At 54.0% G+C, this 17,295-nt stretch carries 20 protein-coding genes; 8 read left to right on the forward strand and 12 right to left on the reverse strand.

Annotated elements, in window-relative coordinates; translation table 11 throughout:
* Both Q0835_RS06440 and Q0835_RS06445 read right to left on the reverse strand, forming a co-directional pair.
* Positions 1 to 1,460, reverse strand: a 1,460-nt coding sequence (locus tag Q0835_RS06440) for a HAMP domain-containing protein (RefSeq protein WP_298959515.1), incomplete at its 3' end; no start/stop codon positions are given.
* 416 nt (positions 1,461 to 1,876) lie between these two features.
* Positions 1,877 to 3,433, reverse strand: a complete 1,557-nt coding sequence (locus tag Q0835_RS06445) for a 2-isopropylmalate synthase (RefSeq protein ID WP_298959518.1) — start codon at positions 3,431 to 3,433, stop codon at positions 1,877 to 1,879.
* On the opposite strand from Q0835_RS06445, the gene Q0835_RS06450 reads away from it, so the two are divergent.
* Positions 3,432 to 3,584, forward strand: a complete 153-nt coding sequence (locus Q0835_RS06450) for a hypothetical protein (RefSeq protein ID WP_298822209.1) — start codon at positions 3,432 to 3,434, stop codon at positions 3,582 to 3,584. The genes Q0835_RS06445 and Q0835_RS06450 overlap by 2 nt on opposite strands.
* A gap of 258 nt (positions 3,585 to 3,842) precedes the next feature.
* On the opposite strand, the gene Q0835_RS06455 is transcribed toward Q0835_RS06450, so the two are convergent.
* The 6 genes from Q0835_RS06455 to Q0835_RS06480 all read right to left on the reverse strand — a co-directional run bounded on the left by Q0835_RS06455 (position 3,843) and on the right by Q0835_RS06480 (position 6,971).
* Complete coding sequence (locus Q0835_RS06455; RefSeq protein ID WP_298822210.1) at positions 3,843 to 4,076, reverse strand: hypothetical protein; 234 nt, start codon at positions 4,074 to 4,076, stop codon at positions 3,843 to 3,845.
* Complete coding sequence (locus Q0835_RS06460; protein WP_298959521.1) at positions 4,060 to 4,887, reverse strand: RNA polymerase sigma factor; 828 nt, start codon at positions 4,885 to 4,887, stop codon at positions 4,060 to 4,062. Before Q0835_RS06460 ends, Q0835_RS06455 begins: the two co-directional genes overlap by 17 nt.
* On the reverse strand, positions 4,880 to 5,305 hold the full coding sequence (locus tag Q0835_RS06465; protein WP_298822212.1) for a hypothetical protein: 426 nt from the start codon (positions 5,303 to 5,305) through the stop codon (positions 4,880 to 4,882). Before Q0835_RS06465 ends, Q0835_RS06460 begins: the two co-directional genes overlap by 8 nt.
* A 105-nt stretch (positions 5,306 to 5,410) precedes the next feature.
* Positions 5,411 to 6,121: a DUF899 domain-containing protein gene (locus tag Q0835_RS06470; RefSeq protein ID WP_298959524.1), complete on the reverse strand. Its 711-nt coding sequence runs from the start codon at positions 6,119 to 6,121 to the stop codon at positions 5,411 to 5,413.
* A gap of 2 nt (positions 6,122 to 6,123) precedes the next feature.
* A complete protein-coding gene (locus tag Q0835_RS06475; protein WP_298959527.1) occupies positions 6,124 to 6,636 on the reverse strand; it encodes an SRPBCC domain-containing protein in 513 nt (170 codons plus the stop codon).
* 5 nt (positions 6,637 to 6,641) lie between these two features.
* A complete protein-coding gene (locus tag Q0835_RS06480; protein WP_298959531.1) occupies positions 6,642 to 6,971 on the reverse strand; it encodes a metalloregulator ArsR/SmtB family transcription factor in 330 nt (109 codons plus the stop codon).
* Between the two features lie 139 nt (positions 6,972 to 7,110).
* Between Q0835_RS06480 and Q0835_RS06485 the strand changes: the two genes are divergently transcribed.
* Positions 7,111 to 7,761, forward strand: coding sequence for a glutathione S-transferase family protein (locus Q0835_RS06485; protein ID WP_298959535.1), 651 nt, complete (start codon positions 7,111 to 7,113; stop codon positions 7,759 to 7,761).
* Positions 7,762 to 7,819: 58 nt separating this feature from the next.
* Entirely contained in the window at positions 7,820 to 8,722 is a 903-nt protein-coding gene (locus Q0835_RS06490) for a DMT family transporter (RefSeq protein WP_298959537.1), read from the forward strand.
* Positions 8,723 to 8,793: 71 nt separating this feature from the next.
* Here the strand turns inward: Q0835_RS06490 and Q0835_RS06495 are convergent, their stop codons facing one another.
* Positions 8,794 to 9,558 carry an SDR family oxidoreductase gene (locus tag Q0835_RS06495; protein WP_298959540.1) on the reverse strand — a complete coding sequence of 255 codons (765 nt, stop codon included), beginning with the start codon at positions 9,556 to 9,558 and terminating at the stop codon, positions 8,794 to 8,796.
* 171 nt (positions 9,559 to 9,729) lie between these two features.
* On the opposite strand from Q0835_RS06495, the gene Q0835_RS06500 reads away from it, so the two are divergent.
* Positions 9,730 to 10,626 carry an AraC family transcriptional regulator gene (locus Q0835_RS06500; RefSeq protein ID WP_298959543.1) on the forward strand — a complete coding sequence of 299 codons (897 nt, stop codon included), beginning with the start codon at positions 9,730 to 9,732 and terminating at the stop codon, positions 10,624 to 10,626.
* On the opposite strand, the gene Q0835_RS06505 is transcribed toward Q0835_RS06500, so the two are convergent.
* The 3 genes from Q0835_RS06505 to Q0835_RS06515 form a co-directional block, all read right to left on the reverse strand.
* Complete coding sequence (locus Q0835_RS06505; RefSeq protein WP_298822222.1) at positions 10,623 to 11,534, reverse strand: PhzF family phenazine biosynthesis protein; 912 nt, start codon at positions 11,532 to 11,534, stop codon at positions 10,623 to 10,625. The two genes, Q0835_RS06500 and Q0835_RS06505, sit on opposite strands and share 4 nt — an antisense overlap.
* Before the next feature lie 139 nt (positions 11,535 to 11,673).
* Positions 11,674 to 12,828: a GNAT family N-acetyltransferase gene (locus Q0835_RS06510; RefSeq protein ID WP_298959546.1), complete on the reverse strand. Its 1,155-nt coding sequence runs from the start codon at positions 12,826 to 12,828 to the stop codon at positions 11,674 to 11,676.
* A 70-nt stretch (positions 12,829 to 12,898) separates the two neighbouring features.
* Positions 12,899 to 13,801, reverse strand: a complete 903-nt coding sequence (locus Q0835_RS06515) for a pirin family protein (protein WP_298959548.1) — start codon at positions 13,799 to 13,801, stop codon at positions 12,899 to 12,901.
* Between the two features lie 423 nt (positions 13,802 to 14,224).
* On the opposite strand from Q0835_RS06515, the gene Q0835_RS06520 reads away from it, so the two are divergent.
* The 4 genes from Q0835_RS06520 to Q0835_RS06535 all read left to right on the forward strand — a co-directional run bounded on the left by Q0835_RS06520 (position 14,225) and on the right by Q0835_RS06535 (position 17,286).
* Positions 14,225 to 14,875, forward strand: coding sequence for a pyridoxamine 5'-phosphate oxidase family protein (locus Q0835_RS06520; RefSeq protein WP_298959551.1), 651 nt, complete (start codon positions 14,225 to 14,227; stop codon positions 14,873 to 14,875).
* 229 nt (positions 14,876 to 15,104) lie between these two features.
* Positions 15,105 to 16,040, forward strand: coding sequence for an ABC transporter ATP-binding protein (locus Q0835_RS06525; protein WP_298822226.1), 936 nt, complete (start codon positions 15,105 to 15,107; stop codon positions 16,038 to 16,040).
* A complete protein-coding gene (locus Q0835_RS06530) occupies positions 16,037 to 16,528 on the forward strand; it encodes a GNAT family N-acetyltransferase (protein WP_298959552.1) in 492 nt (163 codons plus the stop codon). Before Q0835_RS06525 ends, Q0835_RS06530 begins: the two co-directional genes overlap by 4 nt.
* Entirely contained in the window at positions 16,525 to 17,286 is a 762-nt protein-coding gene (locus tag Q0835_RS06535; protein ID WP_298822228.1) for an ABC transporter permease, read from the forward strand. Before Q0835_RS06530 ends, Q0835_RS06535 begins: the two co-directional genes overlap by 4 nt.
* Positions 17,287 to 17,295: the final 9 nt, after the last annotated feature.

Consider the following 17,295-nt stretch of genomic DNA (forward strand, 5'->3'; position numbering starts at 1 on the left):
GACTGAGCCGAACTTGTTGCCTTGTCGACAATTTCCATCGTGCGATTGACCTGCTGGGCAATCTCTTGAATGGACGCACCGAGCTCTTCTGCTGCGGATGCAACCGACTGAACATTTTCTGATGCATTCCCGGAGGAAGTTGCTGCACCATTTGCCTGTCCTGAGGTGAGTTCGGCAATATCTGCCAGGTCACTGGCCGTGTTGTTCAGTTGATCCATGTTGTCTGCTACTGAATCGAGCAACCCTCCGGATTCGTCCCTGAACGAGTTGATCAAACGGTCGATCTTGCGTTGCCGTTCAACCCGCTTCGCAGTCTCTTCGGCAGATTCCCCTTCCAGCCTCTGGCGTTCAACGGCATTGTCCTTGAAGATCTGAACAGCCTTAGCCATTTCACCAATTTCGTCTTTGAAACCGGTCGCCGGGACCTCGGTATCGATACTGCCATCGGCCAGCTGCTGCATTGCAGCAGTCATGGAGTGGATTGGTTTGACAATGGATTTCGCAATCACAGTCGCAGCAAAGACCGCGATCAACAGGCTCGCCACACCGATCGCAAGTTCCATCCGTTCTGTGGCCTGTATACTCGCAACGGCTTCCGGCCCAAGCTGATCCTGATCGGCTTTCACGCTGAGTTTTACGTCTTCTACCGTTTTGGCAATCTGCGGTCCGATCTTGTCCAGCGTTCCTTGGATGATTTCGTTTCTCGCCGTGATGTGCTCGACGACCAGTCCAAACGCTGAGCGGTACTCTTCAAGGCCAGACTGTGCGGCTTTTGCTGCGGCAACCCGATTGGGGTTCTGTAGCTCTCCAAGCAGTGTGGCGAGCTCCTCAGCCGTTTTCTCAAACTCATTTTGAGTGCGCTCTGCCGATTCAGCATCATTGACGATCAGAAACTTCTGGGCATAGAGCCTTCCAAGCAGAAAGCTCTCCTGAACACGCCCGGCCCAATAAGTTGCCGTCGCATCACCATCTTCAAAAGCGCTCACCGCAACTTTGGTGATTTCCTTGCGAATTGCAGGACCTTTGTCGTTCAGGATTGCCACATCTTCGTTGCGCTTGGCTTGCAGGGCGATTACTTTTTCGAAACCGACGCCGTACTCACCCAATGCGCCGCCGATCGACAGAATCCCCTTGGCACGCTCTGGATCCTGTATTTCGACTTCAGCTTCCTTGTGGAAAGACTGCGCCTTGGCGAGGCGCTCTTTGACGAGGTTAATCGCTGCCTCATCGCTTTTGATGACAAAGTCTTTCACGCCAAGTCGCGTCATCAACACGTTTGCCTGCAGGCGTCCTACCAGGTTGGTATCGCGAGCCAGGCCCCGATATTCCGAAAATGTCGTTTCTGAATTCGATAGACCGAAGTAACCCGTTCCCGCCAGCAGAGCCAGCAGAAGGATTATGACGCCAAACCCAGCATAAATTCTTGGTCCAATCCTGACCGTACTCAAAAGTCGTTCCATGCCCCACACCTCTTAGCATCACGAACTGCAAATAAAATCTTGAGGTGATTAAGAGTTTCTGGGCTTAACAAACTGATAAATTTGATGTTTTTGGCTTCAGATGCAACCCAGACGTTATCTGGGCGTACGATTTCTCAAAAATCAAATATCAGAGGGTGTAACTGGTTACGTTGAATTGCCTAAGTATTAGCACTTAGGCAAAATCGGTTTTGGAAACCCCCGACCGCCAATCTGGCAAAACCATCAATTTGACCGGCTCATTTTGCGCGAAATCGAATCAATCGGATTGATTGTTTTGAAGGAAATGGCCTGGATCGAGCAGGCAGGCTTTTGTGCTGGTTCGAGCTCGAGAGGCTCAAACAACAAACAAAAAGGGCCGCGATCCGTGGCCCTTTCCGTTCTATTTGTTCTACTGGCTAAACAGCAGCAAGAGCGCCGGGGTTGCCGGTCTGTTGGCGCAGAGCCAGTTTGTTGACGGCCGAAACGTAGGCACGGGCGGATGCTACCAAGGTGTCTGTGTCCGCTCCCTTGCCGGTCGCGATGCGACCATCGGCTTCCAGCCGGACCGAAACTTCCGCCTGCGCGTCTGTTCCTTCAGTCACGGCATGCACCTGGTAGAGCGACAATGTCGCCTCATGCGGCACGATCGCCTTGATCGCGTTGAAGGTCGCATCGACAGGCCCGTCACCGGTCGCTTCCTTGGTGATGTGTTGACCGTTGACATCCATCGTCAGGATTGCCTTTTGCGGCCCGCCTGTTCCGGCGATGACCGTCAGGGCAATCACTTTCGTGCTTTCGCCCAGGATGTTGATTTCATCCTCGACCAGTGCCTCGATGTCCTCGTCATAAACATGCTTCTTGCGGTCGGCCAGGTCCTTGAAGCGGCGGAAAGCGTCCTGCAGCGCATTGTCGCCCAGCTCGAAGCCCAATTCGCGCAGCTTGTCGCGGAAGGCGTGACGGCCCGAATGTTTGCCCATGACCAGGGACGTTGCTTTCACCCCGACATCTTCAGGGCGCATGATTTCGTAAGTTTCGGCATTCTTCAGCATGCCGTCCTGGTGAATGCCGCTCTCATGCGCAAAGGCGTTCTTCCCGACAATCGCCTTGTTGTATTGCACGGCAAAACCGGATGCTCCGGCGACCATCTTGGAGGCTCGAACCAGGAATTTCGGATCAATCTGCGTCGTATAGGGCAGGATGTCACCGCGGGTCCGAACGGCCATCACGATTTCTTCCAGTGAGGCATTTCCTGCCCGTTCTCCGAGGCCATTGATCGTGCACTCGATCTGGCGAGCACCGCCAGCGACACCGGCCAGCGAGTTGGCGACTGCCAGCCCCAGGTCGTCATGACAATGGACGGAGAAAATCGCCTTCTCGCTGTTGGGAACACGTTCACGGATCTGCTCGAACATGGCCTTGTATTCCTCCGGGGTAGCATAGCCAACCGTGTCGGGCAGATTGATCGTGGTAGCGCCGCATTTGATCGCGGCTTCAACGCACCTGCACAAATAGTCGATCGGGGTGCGGGTCGCGTCCATGGCGGACCATTCCACATCTTCGATCAGGTTGCGGGAGCGGGTCACCGTGTCGGTGATGATCTCCATCACCTCGTCTTCCGTCTTGTTCATCTGGAACTTCAGATGAATAGGCGATGTGGAGACAAAGGTATGGATTCGGCCTTTTTCAGCATGTTTGACCGCTTCCCCACAGCGGTCGATATCGGCATGGACCGCTCTGGCGAGACCTGCAATGACGGAGTTCTTGGAGCGCTTTGCGATCTCGCTGACGGCTTCAAAGTCACCATTTGAGGCAATCGGGAAGCCCGCTTCAATGATGTCGACGCCCATGTCGTCGAGGATTTCAGCGATCTGCAGCTTCTCTTCCAGTGTCATCGACGCGCCGGGCGACTGTTCTCCATCGCGCAAGGTGGTGTCGAAGATGCGGATTTGATCCTTCTCAGGAGTGGCAGTCATGTCGTTTCGTCCCAGTCTTGGATCGGGCCGTTCTGCAATTGATGGAACCTGGGCGCGCGATCCGGATTTCGTGATGCGTTTTCAAAGTGTCTCCCCTAAGTGCCCGTTCCGCTATTTACCTGCGGAGCAGCCGACGCTCAGGGGCATCTAAGAAGGAGGAGATCGCCAAGTAGAAGGAGGCCGCGCGCGGTCCGCGCGTTAACAGAAGAGCCGGAAATGTCGCTTGCCGCGATCATGGATCTGTCTTTGGCCTTTGATCATCTTCAAATTGCGTCTATCGAGGTTCGCTTAAAAGCGTGACCTGACAGTTAACGAAATTCGTTCTTAAGGCAGGTTTTCATCCGATGCAACAGAGTTTTGCCAGGCGGGAAACAGGAAGCTTTCCTCCGTCCGGCAATTGGACACGCCGTCACCTGCCATTTCCGCCCTTGGGTTGTCCGTATTCATCGGCAAAGTCGTGCATGACTTTTTGGAATTTTGCACCATCGACGACTTCATCGAAGTTTTCCAAAATTATGCTCAGCAAATAGTTGTTGCCGTAGTGCCATTCATCATTCAGTGCGCGTAGGCGGCGATAAGCCTCCGCCGTCAGGGCCGCATTGAAGCGATTTGGCAATGGGAGGCGCTTAGGCTTTGCTGGCATCTTCATTTTCTCCACATCCTGAAAGGGGTTCCACTGAGCCTTCTCCAGCATCCTCAATTTGCTTCGTCCGACGCCAAAAGATGTCATGGAGGCTCGACATTGTTCCCGGTTCTGCAGCGCGCACAACAGCCATTCGATCTGCAAAGTCGTCAATTTCAGGAAAGAGTGTCTTTGCTCCCGTTGCGCCTGCCGCCATTTTAAGTCCCGCGCACTGGTGGCAGATGCCTTTTTTATTTACGAGGGCGCAGAGCCCTTCGAACTTGTCCTGCATGGCCGTTCGAGCCGCGGACAGGCGATGACGCAATACACTATCGGACACTCCAAGCACTGTCGATGCTTCGCGAGAAGACAGATCAAGAACGTCTCGCAAGACAAGCGCGGCCTGTTCATCTGCAGGCAAGGACCTGCCGACACAGGTAAAGCAATAGGCAACATGCTGCTGAACGTCGTAGGAAAATTCCGGATCGGACAGTGCTGTCATCACTTCGCCTGACAGATCCTGCGAACTGGCACAAAGGTTCGCATAGGCAACCTGCGCTTCGGTTCGCCAACGTTTTTGAGTGCGTAAATGGTCAACGGCTGCGCGGGTGGCGATGGATGTCACCCAGGTTGAAAACAGCGATTTTTCTTCAAAGGTCGTGATGCGTGTCCAGGCCTTCGTTACGGTTTCCTGGAGAATGTCCTCACTGTCTTCCGGATGCCCTATCAGCCGCCGAACAATCCTGCGCAACTGGGGAAGTTCGGCGCTCAGCAGTTCCGTGAAAGCTTGCCTGTCACCTTTTTTTGCCTTTTTGATCAAGCTGTCACACATGACTCGGATCCCTTCTACAGGCGACGCCGCCGAATATTGCAGCAAACCCGAACAGTCCCAAGCCAGGCAATGCGTCGGCAATGGAAAGATAGCCCGGCAAGATGAGAAACAAAACGAGCCCGAGTTCAACCGCCGCAACCAGCATTGTGTTCAGCGTCAGCCCGACTTGGGAGTTTGACCAGTTGAATTTCAGCGCGACAAAAATGGATGTCAGCCCGCTGATTGCCAAAAGATAGGCGAAATAGGAAAGGATGCCGCCAGCAGCGGCAGGTAGTGCGGCACCGTCATGACCATAGATCATGTAACCGGCTCCAGGTCCTGATGTGTGGGTGGTGATCAGAATGTAGGCTGCCCCGACAACATGAAGCAGTCCCCAAAGACAAAAGCCGATCGCACCAAATCTTGCGTATGACATCATGAAATCTCCAATTGGTTTCATGATGTTTGACGTTGGCAGCTTGAATTTCCGCCAACGCATTGATTTCATTTAATCCCATGAAGAGGGTGGCTTGCCGAACTGGTGCTAATCCCCTGTTCCATAGGTGTCGCGCCGCTTCACCCAGGCCTGCGCGTAAGGCAGGTCGTCTTCATGCCGGCCCAGATGGGTCAGATCCAGCAGATTGTAGGCCATGTTCAAGATGTCGAGGCCCCGCCCATAAGTGGAGTAGCTATGGGCGACACGACCATCTTCGAGCTTGATAAAGGAACTCACACCCGGCAACTCCTCGGTGCCCACGGGTTGGCCGGAATAGTTGTAGCCGCGTCCTGCCGGATCTTCCTTGCCGGGGAACGTCACTCCGAAATCGTTGTTGAAGCTGCTCCCCTGGGAAGAGACCCAGTCGAACGTCCAGCCCATACGTGTTCGGTAAGCTTCGAGTTTTTCCAAAGGTGCACTGGAGATTGAAATCAGTGCCGTGTCCCGGGCTGCCAAATGGACATCGAGCCGCTCGTAATTGTCCGCCCAGAAGGAGCAGCTCGGGCAGCCTTCCTCCCAATTCTCGCCGAACATGAAGTGATAGACAACGAGCTGTTTTTGCGATCCGAACAGGTCTGACAGGCTTTTTTGACCATCCCTTGTGTCAAAAACGTAGTCTTCATTCACGAGTACAAGCGGTAAGTCGCGGCGCGCAGCTGAAAGCCGGTCGCGCTCCCTGGTGAAAGCCTTTTCCTTTGCCAGTAGCGCCTTGCGTGCTTCAAGCCATTGGTCTCGATTGACGATCTGTGGTGATGACATTTTCATTCTCCCGGTATGTGTTCCATTTCCTTGACGAAATCAGAGAGGCGCTCGAAACATCCGTTCCAGCCGCCACCAACGCCGTGTCGCGCGTCTTCGGTCTTGATGGCTTCATGAGAAAGCCTGACCTCAGTGGCCTTGCCTGCAGCCGTGAAAGTTACGGCAACCTTTGATGTGTCGGTCGTTTCGCGCGTGCCGTCGGCAAATTCCTTCACGTGACGCCAGCTGAATTCGAGCCGGTTGGGAGGGTCGATGACAAGATATTCACCCTCGAAGTGAATCTGCTTTTCGTCGGTTTTATCAATCACAAAGCACCATTTGCCGCCGATCTTCAGATCGATCTCGACCTGCTCAAGCGCGCCGGCTTTCGGAATGAACCAGCAGCTGACATCATTCGGATCGGTAAAGGCTCGAAAAACCCGCTCCGGAGCCGCCCTGAACAAACCCTCCACGATGATCGGATCCCGCCCTGGTTCCGACTTCAGAAACTCCTTGGCAGTCTGTTGGACAGTCATCTCTTTCAATCCTCTTTGGCAAGATGGCGGGCAAGGGCATCGAAGCGGTCAATCCAGAAGGCTTCGTACTTCTGAAGCCAGTCTACGGCTTCCTTGATCGGGGCTCCGCGGAGCCGGCAATGCCTGGTTCGTCCGCGCTTTTCGACTTCGACCAGCCCGGCATCGGACAGGACCCGCAAGTGTTTGGAAACCGCCGTCAGCGACATGTTGAACGGCTCGGCAAGGTCGGAAAGTGTCGTTTCACCAGTTGCCAACCGCGAGACAATGGCACGCCGTGTGCCATCGCTGAGTGCAGAGAAGGTAGCGTCTAATTGGGGCATCTGAAGCGCAGTCATAAAGTGAACCTTTTGGTTGACTATCATCTAATTTCATTATAGTCAACTGATTGGTTGAGTAAAGGCGCGCTGAATGCCGAATGCTCAACAGGGTCAGCCCGGAGTATGTTGAGAGCGACCCGACAAAGGAGTGGATGAGATGAAGCTTTATGTAACCGACCTGTCTCCCAACAGCAGGCGCGTGATCGCTGCTGTCGGTCATCTTGGTTTCGATGGAGAGACCGAGATCCAGAAATACGACCTGATAAAAGGGGAGCACCGCTCAGATGAACTCAAGGCGGTCAATCCCAATCAAAAAGTGCCTGTTCTGGTCGATGGCGATTTCAGTCTCTGGGAAGCCAACCCGATCATGATCTACCTTGGCGAACGTGCGGGTGACGAGGCGTTTTGTCCAACAGACAGCCGTGGCCGCATTGAGGTGCTGCGCTGGATGTCCTGGGAAGTTCAACACTTCAATCGTGCTCTCGGAGACATTGTCTGGGAGACAGTCGCCAAGCAAGTGTTTGGCTTTGGTGCGCCCGACACTGCCAAGATTGAGGCAGGTCAGGAGAATTTCCGCAGGTTTGCTGAGGTCTTGGAAAATCACCTGGTGGATCGAAATTTCGTCCTTGGGGATGATTTGACGATCGCCGACTTTGCCGTCGGTAGCCATTCCGCCTTGGCAATGCATCCTCAATCCCAGGTGCCTCTAGAGGAATTTACGAGGGTCAACGCTTATCTTGAACGCCTCGAGGCCGTTCCGGCATGGGCTGCAACCGCTCCCAAGCCCCGCGCGGAAGCAGCGGAATAGCTCGTTTAAACGAACAGCCATTGCTGCAGTCAAGGCCAGCCTCTAGGCTGGCTTTGTCATGAGCCGCTCCTACCTGATCGCACTCTTTCTGGGCGTCGTCGCAGCATTTCTCCTCGGAATGAATTCCGTGTCCGTGCGCTTTTTGACTTCGGACATGCACGGGTTGCAGATTGCCGTCTTCCGACTTTGGATCGGATGTACAACGATCTTCGCTCTGCTGATGCTGTCAGGGTACCGGTTCAGGCTGTTTCCCTATGATCGGTATCAGTGCCTGGCGATCGCCGGGTTTGCGCTGAATTACATCACGTTTCACATTGGCCTTGAAAAGACCAGCGCAACCAACGCAATGGTGCTTGAAAACACAGCGCCGTTCTTTGTGCTTCTAATTCTTGTCGCGACGAAGGTTGAGCGTGTCAGATGGTCTGACGGCGTTGCCACTATGATGGCCCTGGCTGGCGTTTATCTGACAGTCCGGCAGGATCTGGAAGTCGGTGCCAACGGTCTTGAAGGTGATATCTGGGAGATAGGTGCGGGTATCAGCTGGGCAATGTTTATTGTCGGGAGCGCGGCATCCGTCAAAAAGACCCGGTCCAGCATGGACCGCATGGCGGTTTTGCTGAAAATCTTGCTGCCTTGCGGTCTGGTTCTGACGCCCTCGCTGTTCCTTTTTCCGCTCCAGGTGACAACAGTAGACATTTCCGTTCTCTTGGCACTCGGTGTCTTCTCGACAGCTCTTTGCTATTACCTTTGGTACGAGGCCATGTCCGAAGTTTCCACCGTCACGGCATCATTGTTGATCGCCTTATCCGTTGTGTTTGCATTCGTTGCTGCTTTCTTCCTATTGGGTGAGACCATTACGCTGGACATGTTGATTGGGGCCACCCTGATTGTCGTTGCCGTCGTTCTTCCGGGACTTGTTGATACGTTTACAACCAATGCGAAAGCTGAGACACCTGATTAAAGGTTTGTGTTACCGGCCAGAGTTGCTGCGGCGGAGAAAAACCGCCGCAACGGCCTGGCGCTTTGGCCCCTTTACAGGCTCTGACCGCCGGAGACTTCGATACGCTGTCCGGTCATCCATGCCGTATCACCTGTAAGGATCGCAGCGACAGCGCCTCCGATGTCATCTGGCATTCCTGCTCGGCCCATGGCCGTCATGCCTGCGATCATATTGTTGAGCTCCGGAACATCCCTTACCGCGCCGCCGCCAAAGTCCGTTTCAATCGCACCTGGAGCGAGCGTGTTGACGGCAATGCTTCGCGGGCCGAGTTCCTTTGCGAGATATCGCGTCAGTGTTTCGACTGCGCCCTTCATTGTCGCGTAGGCCGCATATCCGGGCATTGTAAAGCGTGCAAGACCGGTGGAAATATTGAGGATCCTGCCACCGTCCGGCAGCATTGGCAGAAGCTCTTGGGTCAGAAAGAAGACGCCTTTGACGTGGACGTTCATGAGGTGGTCAAATTCATCCTCGGTGGTGTCCGCAAAGGATTTGTGGACACCAGTTCCTGCATTGTTGATCAGAATGTCAAACCCGTCACGCCGCCAGGTTTCCTTCAATGCGGCTCTCAGGTCCGAATGGAAATCCGTGAACGTCGATATGTCGCCTGTGTCCAGTTTAATTGCGACTGCGCGCTGACCGAGCGTTTCGATCTCTGCAACGGTTTCTTCCGCCGACACCTTGTTGGAATGGTAGGTCAGGACGCTGTCGATGCCATGCCGCGCCAGGTGCAAGGCCATGTTCCGGCCAAGGCCGCGGCTACCGCCGGTTATGAGGGCTATTTTCTTGCCAATGGTCATTTTTTGTCTCCAAACTGAGTTCACGGGACTTGATGACCCTGAGATAGCTTCTCATCGGCTGACGCACCTGCCGGTTTCTCCACAATACTTGCCTAATTCTCCTGAAGGTTATGGTAGCGTGATTGCCAGTTCGAAGTTTTGCGTTTATCCGCAATGAACCAGGAGAGTTTGATGCAGACAGACCAATTGACGCAAAATCTGGTTGATTTCGCTGATGAACGCGGGGCGGACGGTGAGCCATTCGACATCGGTATTCCCGGTGTTACTTTGGTGCGCCAACGGCATAAGACGCATGTTTATCCCGTCGTCTTCCACCCGATTTTCTGCCTGGTTCTCCAAGGCGCGAAACAAACATATGTCGGCGGCCGCACCGTCAGCTTTGCCAGTGGTCAATCGTTGATCGTCGGTTTGGATCTGCCGGCCGAATCCAGAGTGATCGAGGCAAGCTCCCAAAAGCCATATGTTGCATTGGCACTCGATCTGGACATGGTGTTGCTGCGAGAATTGTCCGGCGAAATAAACCTTCTGGAACAGGGAAACGAGAAAACTGTGGCGGTGACGAGTGGCAAGGCCGATGGTGCCATTGTCGATGCCATGAGGCGGCTGTTCGAACTGACGGAAATGCCGGAGGCAACAGCGGTGTTGGAACCCTTGATCAAAAGAGAAGTGCACTTTTGGCTGTTGAAGGCTGCGCATTGTGCGATCTTAAGGCAATTGGTCAGACGAGACAGTCGCGCTGCGCGCATTTCGACGGCTATTGCCAGGATCAAAAGGGAGTTCGCGACGGCCCTTCGTGTCGAGGATCTCGCACAGGATGCGGCCATGAGCGTTTCGGCATTTCACGCCGCGTTCAAGGATATCACCGGTACAACACCGCTGCAGTTCCAAAAGATGCTACGCCTCATGGAGGCAAGGCGTTTGCTGCAAAATGAAAAGCTGCCCGTCTCCAACACCGCGTTTCAGGTCGGGTATGAGAGCCCGACCCAGTTCAGCCGAGAGTATTCCCGGCAATTCGGGCAGACGCCCCGCGCTGACAAAGTCGGTTCTTCTGGAGTGTCAGTCCGTTAAAGGAACAACTCGCCGCGGGCGACGAGCGTAGCCTGGCCGCCAATTCGAACTGCGTGCATGTTGCCGCCATCAATATCGATTTCCAGATCGATCAAGGACGGGCGCCCCATTATGAACCCCTGTTCGATCCGGATATGGTGAGTGCCGCTTGGAAGGTCGTCGTAATAATCGACGACGCCGGCAAACGCAGCAGCAGCAGATCCGGTGGCAGGATCTTCCGGGATGCCCATGTCAGGTGCAAACAGGCGGGCCTGGAAGGCGCTGTCATGGGACCGGGTTTCACGGCAATAAACATAGGCATCATTGTGCCCGTCCTTGCCGAAGCCTGCTTTCCACATGGATTGAACAGGTTTGGCACGCGCCAGCGCGTCAAGGTCCCGCACCGGTACGAAAGTGAAGGGCGGACCTACGCGGAAACGGGAAGGGGAATGATTTTCGAAGCCGATATCCGTTGGCTCCAGGTTGAGCGCGGCGGCGATCAATTCCACATTGTGGGTGGGGCCAGCCGGTTCCGGCAGGCTTGGAACGTCAAATTCCGCGAAAGCTGCCGCATTTTCACGCAGGATCACCGCACAACGAACCGTGCCGATATTCTGTTTCAGAACGACAACCGCGTCCTGTTCGTTGGTTACCTCGCCAAATCGTTCCTTCGCCATCAAAATGGCGGTTCCGACGGTTGGGTGGCCAGCAAAGGGCAGTTCAAGCTTGGGCGTAAATATCCGCATGTTGGCGGAGTGTCCGGGATTTTCCGGTGGAAAGACGAATACTGTCTCCGACAGATTGAATTCGACTGCAATTTTTTGCATCTGCTCGTCACTGAGACCTTCGGAGTCCAGAACAACTGCCAGAGGATTACCGGCAAGGCTTGTGTTGGTGAAGACATCCAAGATCGCGTAGCGACGGCTCATATTGTATTTCTCCCTAGAGACTCACCAGTCATCTGTTCCTGAGGTGAGCGGACTTTTGCATGTCTCAGCAAGTGCTGCCAGTGATTAGTGCTCATTCTTGGTGAACAAAGGGTTGCCTGGGTCAGGCCGAATAAGGGGTTCATTCAGGCAGCAGGTGCTCTGCAAAAGCACGTGCATAGGACACGACCGCAGGATCGTTCAAATCCGCTCGCTCGCGAATGATCCTGATATCTGCAAGTTCACGTTCTTCGGTGCTGTCCGAAAAGCGCATGATCGAATGACGCAGTTCTTCCGCAGACTGATCTAGATCGAAGACCCGTGCGATGGAAATGCGAGGTCCATCAAAGGCGATCAGAACCTCTCCAGCTGCGACGTCCTTTCCATTCAGGCCGGTTTCTTCTTCCAGTTCCCGATAAATTGCCCCCACGACATCCACCTTGCCTTCTGCTGAAAGGTCGGTCGGGTCGAGATTACCGCCAGGTGGATAGATTGCACCTGCCGTCGCCGTGTGAGCAGCCATCACGCCAAACAGAAGAGCGCCGTCAGCCGATCTCAGGATGGCTGAGCCAAAGACGTTGTATGCAGAAGGGTCGGGTGCGCCCCAATCGCGCCAGGCAAGAAAAGCGGAATATGAACATTCTGTGCAGCTGCCCTTGAATACACCGTCTTCAAAGGAATAATCGGTCAGTTTCAATGTGCGGCCGTTCCAAAGCAGGCCAATTCGCTTCTTTGCCTCTTCAAAGTGCTCGACGATAGCGGTTTCATTTGCTTGTTCGAAGGCCCAATGATCAGGGGACAGACTTAGATCAACCCCTCGGACGGTATGCACCGGAGATTGCAGATACTTTTCCATCATGGGCACAGTGCGGCCAGCCGACATTTCACTTGGCCGTTTTGCGATGGTCGTAAAGCCTTGCCGCGCATAGAAAGCTTCGGAATGGGTGTCTGCTTCCAGGTAAAGTCTGGATAACCCGAGTGTGCGGGCACGGTCGTGTGCCCTGGTCAGCAATAGATCTCCAATTCCCTGGCGCTGGGCTTGCGGGGCAACAAAGAGATAGTCGATCAACAACGTGTCTTTGCCGTCCGCTGCAAGACCCGAAAAAGCAACCGCTCTGCCATCCCTTTCGGCGACAGTGACAAACTGACTGCTGATAGTCTCTTCGGTGATGAGCCAGTGTTTCCTGAACTCAGCCATTTTGTCATCCGGGTATCCCCAGGACGCTTTAGCGCTGTGCAAAATGTCGGTAAGTACCGAGGCATCGGCTCCGGTTGCGGGTCTGAGTTTTAAGGGCATGGCTGTCCGGTTGGTTGTCTACCCGACAGCCCTAGCCAGATATTGTGAACGTTACAAGGCAGCCGGATCCTTATCGGATAAACGTGCCGTTCTGAAGTTCGGCGACCGCCTGAACCAATTCGTCGCGTGTGTTCATCACAATCGGTCCGTGCCAAGCAACCGGCTCCTTGATTGGAGCGCCGGAGACCAGAAGGAAACGGATGCCTTCATCGCCTGCTTCAACGCAGATCTCATCGCCGCTGCCGAAAACAACCAACGACCGATTGCCAGTCTGATCCCGGATCTTGAGTTCTTCGCCTCCAAATTCCTTCTCAGTCAAAATTCCAAAAGGTTCCGACGCACCGTCAAAGGTTCCAGATCCTTCAAAGACATAGGCAAAGGTCTGTTTGTAAGTGTCTACCTTGAAACGTTTTTTTTGTCCTGCAGGCACATGAATGTCGAGGTATTGCGGTTCTGCGGCGATGCCGTCAACCGGGCCGCGTTTGCCCCAGAACTCGCCGCAGATGATCCGCGCGGATGTGCCGTCGTCGTCAATGACAACCGGTATCTCCTTTGCCGCGACATCCTGATAGCGAGGTTCGGTCATTTTCAAAGACGAAGGCAAGTTGGCCCAGAGCTGAAAGCCGTGCATGCGGCCTTTGTCGTCGCCCTTGGGCATCTCCTGATGCATGATACCCCTGCCGGCAGTCATCCATTGGACGTCACCCGCACCGAGGTCACCGGTGTTGCCGAGACTGTCACCATGTTCGACAGTTCCGGCAAGAACATAGGTGATGGTCTCAATGCCTCTGTGCGGATGCCAGGGAAACCCTGCCAGATAGTCCTCAGGCCTTTCATTGCGGAAATCGTCCAGCAAAAGAAAAGGATCCAGCATTTCCGGATCCTGAAATCCGAAAACCCGCTCAAGCTTGACACCTGCGCCTTCCAGCGTCGACTGCGTTGCACCAATATGCGTGACTGGACGGACTGACATGACCAAACTTCCCGAATTGAATTTGTTCAGACCGAAAATAGAGACAATCGACCGAATTCCCATAGCCTGCCAACGAACGCAGTGTTCAAGTCCAGGAAACAGTACACTTGCCGGCTGAAGGAAGTGCCGGGTCTTTCAGGCAAGGGTGTGTCTATCGGATTGCCGGAAACAGATTTCGCGTCAGGGTTTTGATCTTTGATCCTTCTTTCCATTCGAGATTAAAACATTTGTTCCAGCCGAAGGGATTGACAATGATTGCAGAAATGATGAGCGTACCTCAGAATTGGAGCAGAAGTTTCGGTGAGTGCACCGCAATAGCCTGTAGCGTATTTCAATCCGGTTGCTCGTTCAGCAAAGGGTGATTGAAAAACCATCGATTCAATCGCTCGCGCTCGGGTGCTTAGGCCAAATAGTGGAGGGATAATGCAGAAGTTCTCGCTCAATCCGGACTTTGTCCTGCAGGACGAAACATCTCTGCGTGAGCTGTTTCCCGCCACACACGATCTTGCCGTCCAAAAGTGCCAATCGACGCTCGACAAACATGCGCGAGACTTTATAGGCCGCTCGCCCTTCCTTTGTTTGGGAACGCAGGGACTGGACGGCAAAGCCGATGTCAGCCCTCGCGGCGACCCGGCTGGATTTGTGAAGATCCTGGATCAGGAAACACTGGCAATCCCCGATCGGCCAGGAAACAATCGCCTCGACAGTTTGAGCAATATTCTGGCAAACCCGAGTGTCGGTTTGCTGTTCATGATACCGGGTTTCGACGACACTTTGCGCGTCAATGGCACAGCCGATCTTGTTGTCGATCCCGAACTGCTCAAGGCCATGAGCATCAACGACCGCGCGCCTAAAGTTGCGATCGTGGTCAAGGTGACATCGGTCTTCATGCATTGTGCCAAGGCGTTCCGCAGATCGCATTTATGGGATCCGTCCAGGTTTCAGGACAGAAGCGAAATGCCGTCGCTGATCAACATCATAATGGATCAGACAACCGGAGCACCGGACGATGCTACGGATATGAAGGCCTTGGACGACAAATTGGAAGAAGACTACAAAAGGACGCTCTACTAACGCCGGAATTGCAATTCAGTGCGGAGCTTCAGAGCCGTGTGAAACTCGGGTTGCACGCAATGAACACAACCAGTCAACGACAGTATTGAACGTCATGCGTGGATCGTCCGCAGAGGTCGATCATGGAACTAGATACCTTGCATCTTGCGGAGGCTCTGCCCACATGCGAGGGTGCTTCGTCTTTGGCCATCCGGTCAAAACTGAACTGTTCGATCCGGTTTAGGTCTTCATGTCACCAATACTCTCCGTCCGAGACCTGGAAAAAACCTATGAGGGTGGTTTCCAGGCACTTAAGTCCGTTTCGCTTGATATCAGCCAGGGCGAGGTCTTTGCATTGCTCGGGCCCAATGGTGCGGGAAAAACCACGTTGATCAGCACGATTTGCGGTCTCGTTCAGCCAACCGGAGGCAGTATCCATGTAGGCGGGCACGATGCGATCAAGGAGTACCGGGCTGCCCGACAATTGATCGGTCTGGTTCCACAGGAAATGCCGACCGCGCCATTCGAAATAGTTGGTGACACCGTTGCAATGAGTCGTGGTCTTTTTGGCCTGAAAAGAGACCCGGCGCTGATCGAGCGTATTTTGAAAGATCTGACGCTTTGGGACAAAAAAGACAATCCGATCATGGCGCTCTCCGGCGGCATGAAGCGACGGCTGCTCGTTGCCAAGGCCCTTGCGCATGAGCCCAAGATCCTTTTTCTCGACGAACCAACTGCGGGTGTCGATGTGGAGTTACGTCACGACATGTGGCGGATTGTCGGCGAGCTCAAGGAAAAGGGTGTCACGATTATCCTGACCACGCACTACATCGAAGAGGCTGAACAGATGGCCGAGCGGGTAGGGGTGATCAATAAGGGAGAAATTATCCTGGTCGAGGAAAAAGAGGAGTTGATGCGCAAGCTTGGTCGCAAACTGCTGAAACTCAGTCTTTCCGAACCCCTTGACGCAATACCTGAAGAACTCAAAGGCTACGAACTCATTCTCGAGGATGACGGGACCAGTCTGACCTACACTTATGACACACACGCAGAACGCACGGGGATCACGTCGTTGTTGACGGATCTGGCGAGCGCCGGCGTAAGGTTTCAAGACTTGCAGACAGACCAGTCGTCACTGGAAGACATATTTGTCGGTCTGGTTAGAGAAAATCGGAACCAAGCATGATGACGGACTATTCTATCCGACGCGCGAAAGCTGAAGACCGGGACGCCCTGACAGATCTTTGCCTGCGCTCCAAGCAATCTAACGGTTATGACGATGATTTCATGGCGCAGTGTACCGAAGAACTGACGGTCCGGGACAGCTGGATAACCGGCACAGAGTTCTGGTTGGCCGAAGACATCACCGGAAAGCTTGCCGGCTGTATTCGTCTGTCTGTTGAAGAAAATGGGGCAAGCGGTGAACTTGAAACGTGTTTCATCGACCCGAGCTGGCAGGGAAAAGGTGTTGGGCGAGCGCTTTTTGATAAACTATATGCTCAGGCAAATTCGCTGAAGCTGGAACGCATTGGTCTGGATGCGGACCCCTTTGCGGAACCATTTTATGCGCGCATGGGCTTTAGAACCGTCGGGCGGACGCCGTCCGGGTCCATTCCTGGACGAACTTTGCCCAGGATGGAACTGGAGCTGCAGACAAGGCGGATCAGCGCATGAATTTTGAAGCCGTCAAGTCTATCTATTTTGCGGAAATGGCGCGGACCAAACGGACGGTCTTTCAAAGCGTCATCTCGCCAGTGATCTCCACGGTACTTTATTTCGTGGTCTTCGGAGCTGCTATCGGCTCTCGCATCACGGAGGTTGATGGTGTCAGCTACGGTGCCTTTATCGTGCCAGGCCTGATCATGTTGTCGCTCATGACGCAGAGCCTTTCAAACGCTTCCTTTGGCATCTATTTCCCGCGCTTTACCGGAACGATTTTTGAAGTGCTGTCAGCGCCTGTCTCTTTTCTGGAAATTACCGTCGCCTATGTTGGCGCCGCGGCAACCAAGTCAGTCATTGTCGGGTTGATCATTTTGATCACCGCCAACTTCTTTGTGGATCTTCAGATCCAGCACCCGATCTGGATGGTTGCCTTCTTCATTCTGACAGCGGTTACGTTCGCACTTCTCGGTTTCATAATCGGCATCTGGGCGGACAATTTCGAGAAGCTGCAGTTCGTACCACTGCTGATCGTGACGCCACTGGCTTTTCTTGGCGGAAGCTTTTATTCCATCAATATGCTGCCGGAGTTCTGGCAGAAAGTGACACTCATCAATCCGGTGGTCTATCTGATCTCCGGGTTCCGGTGGAGCTTTTACGGGCAGGCGGATGTCAGCCTTTGGCTGTCTTTGCTGGCAACCATGATTTTTCTAGGCGGCTCATTGGCCGTTGTACATTGGATATTCAAGACCGGTTACCGCCTGAAAGCCTAGGCAAAAGTG

Origin of the sequence: uncultured Roseibium sp., assembly GCF_947499295.1 — a bacterium.
In the GTDB taxonomy this organism is placed as follows: Bacteria; Pseudomonadota; Alphaproteobacteria; order Rhizobiales; family Stappiaceae; genus Roseibium.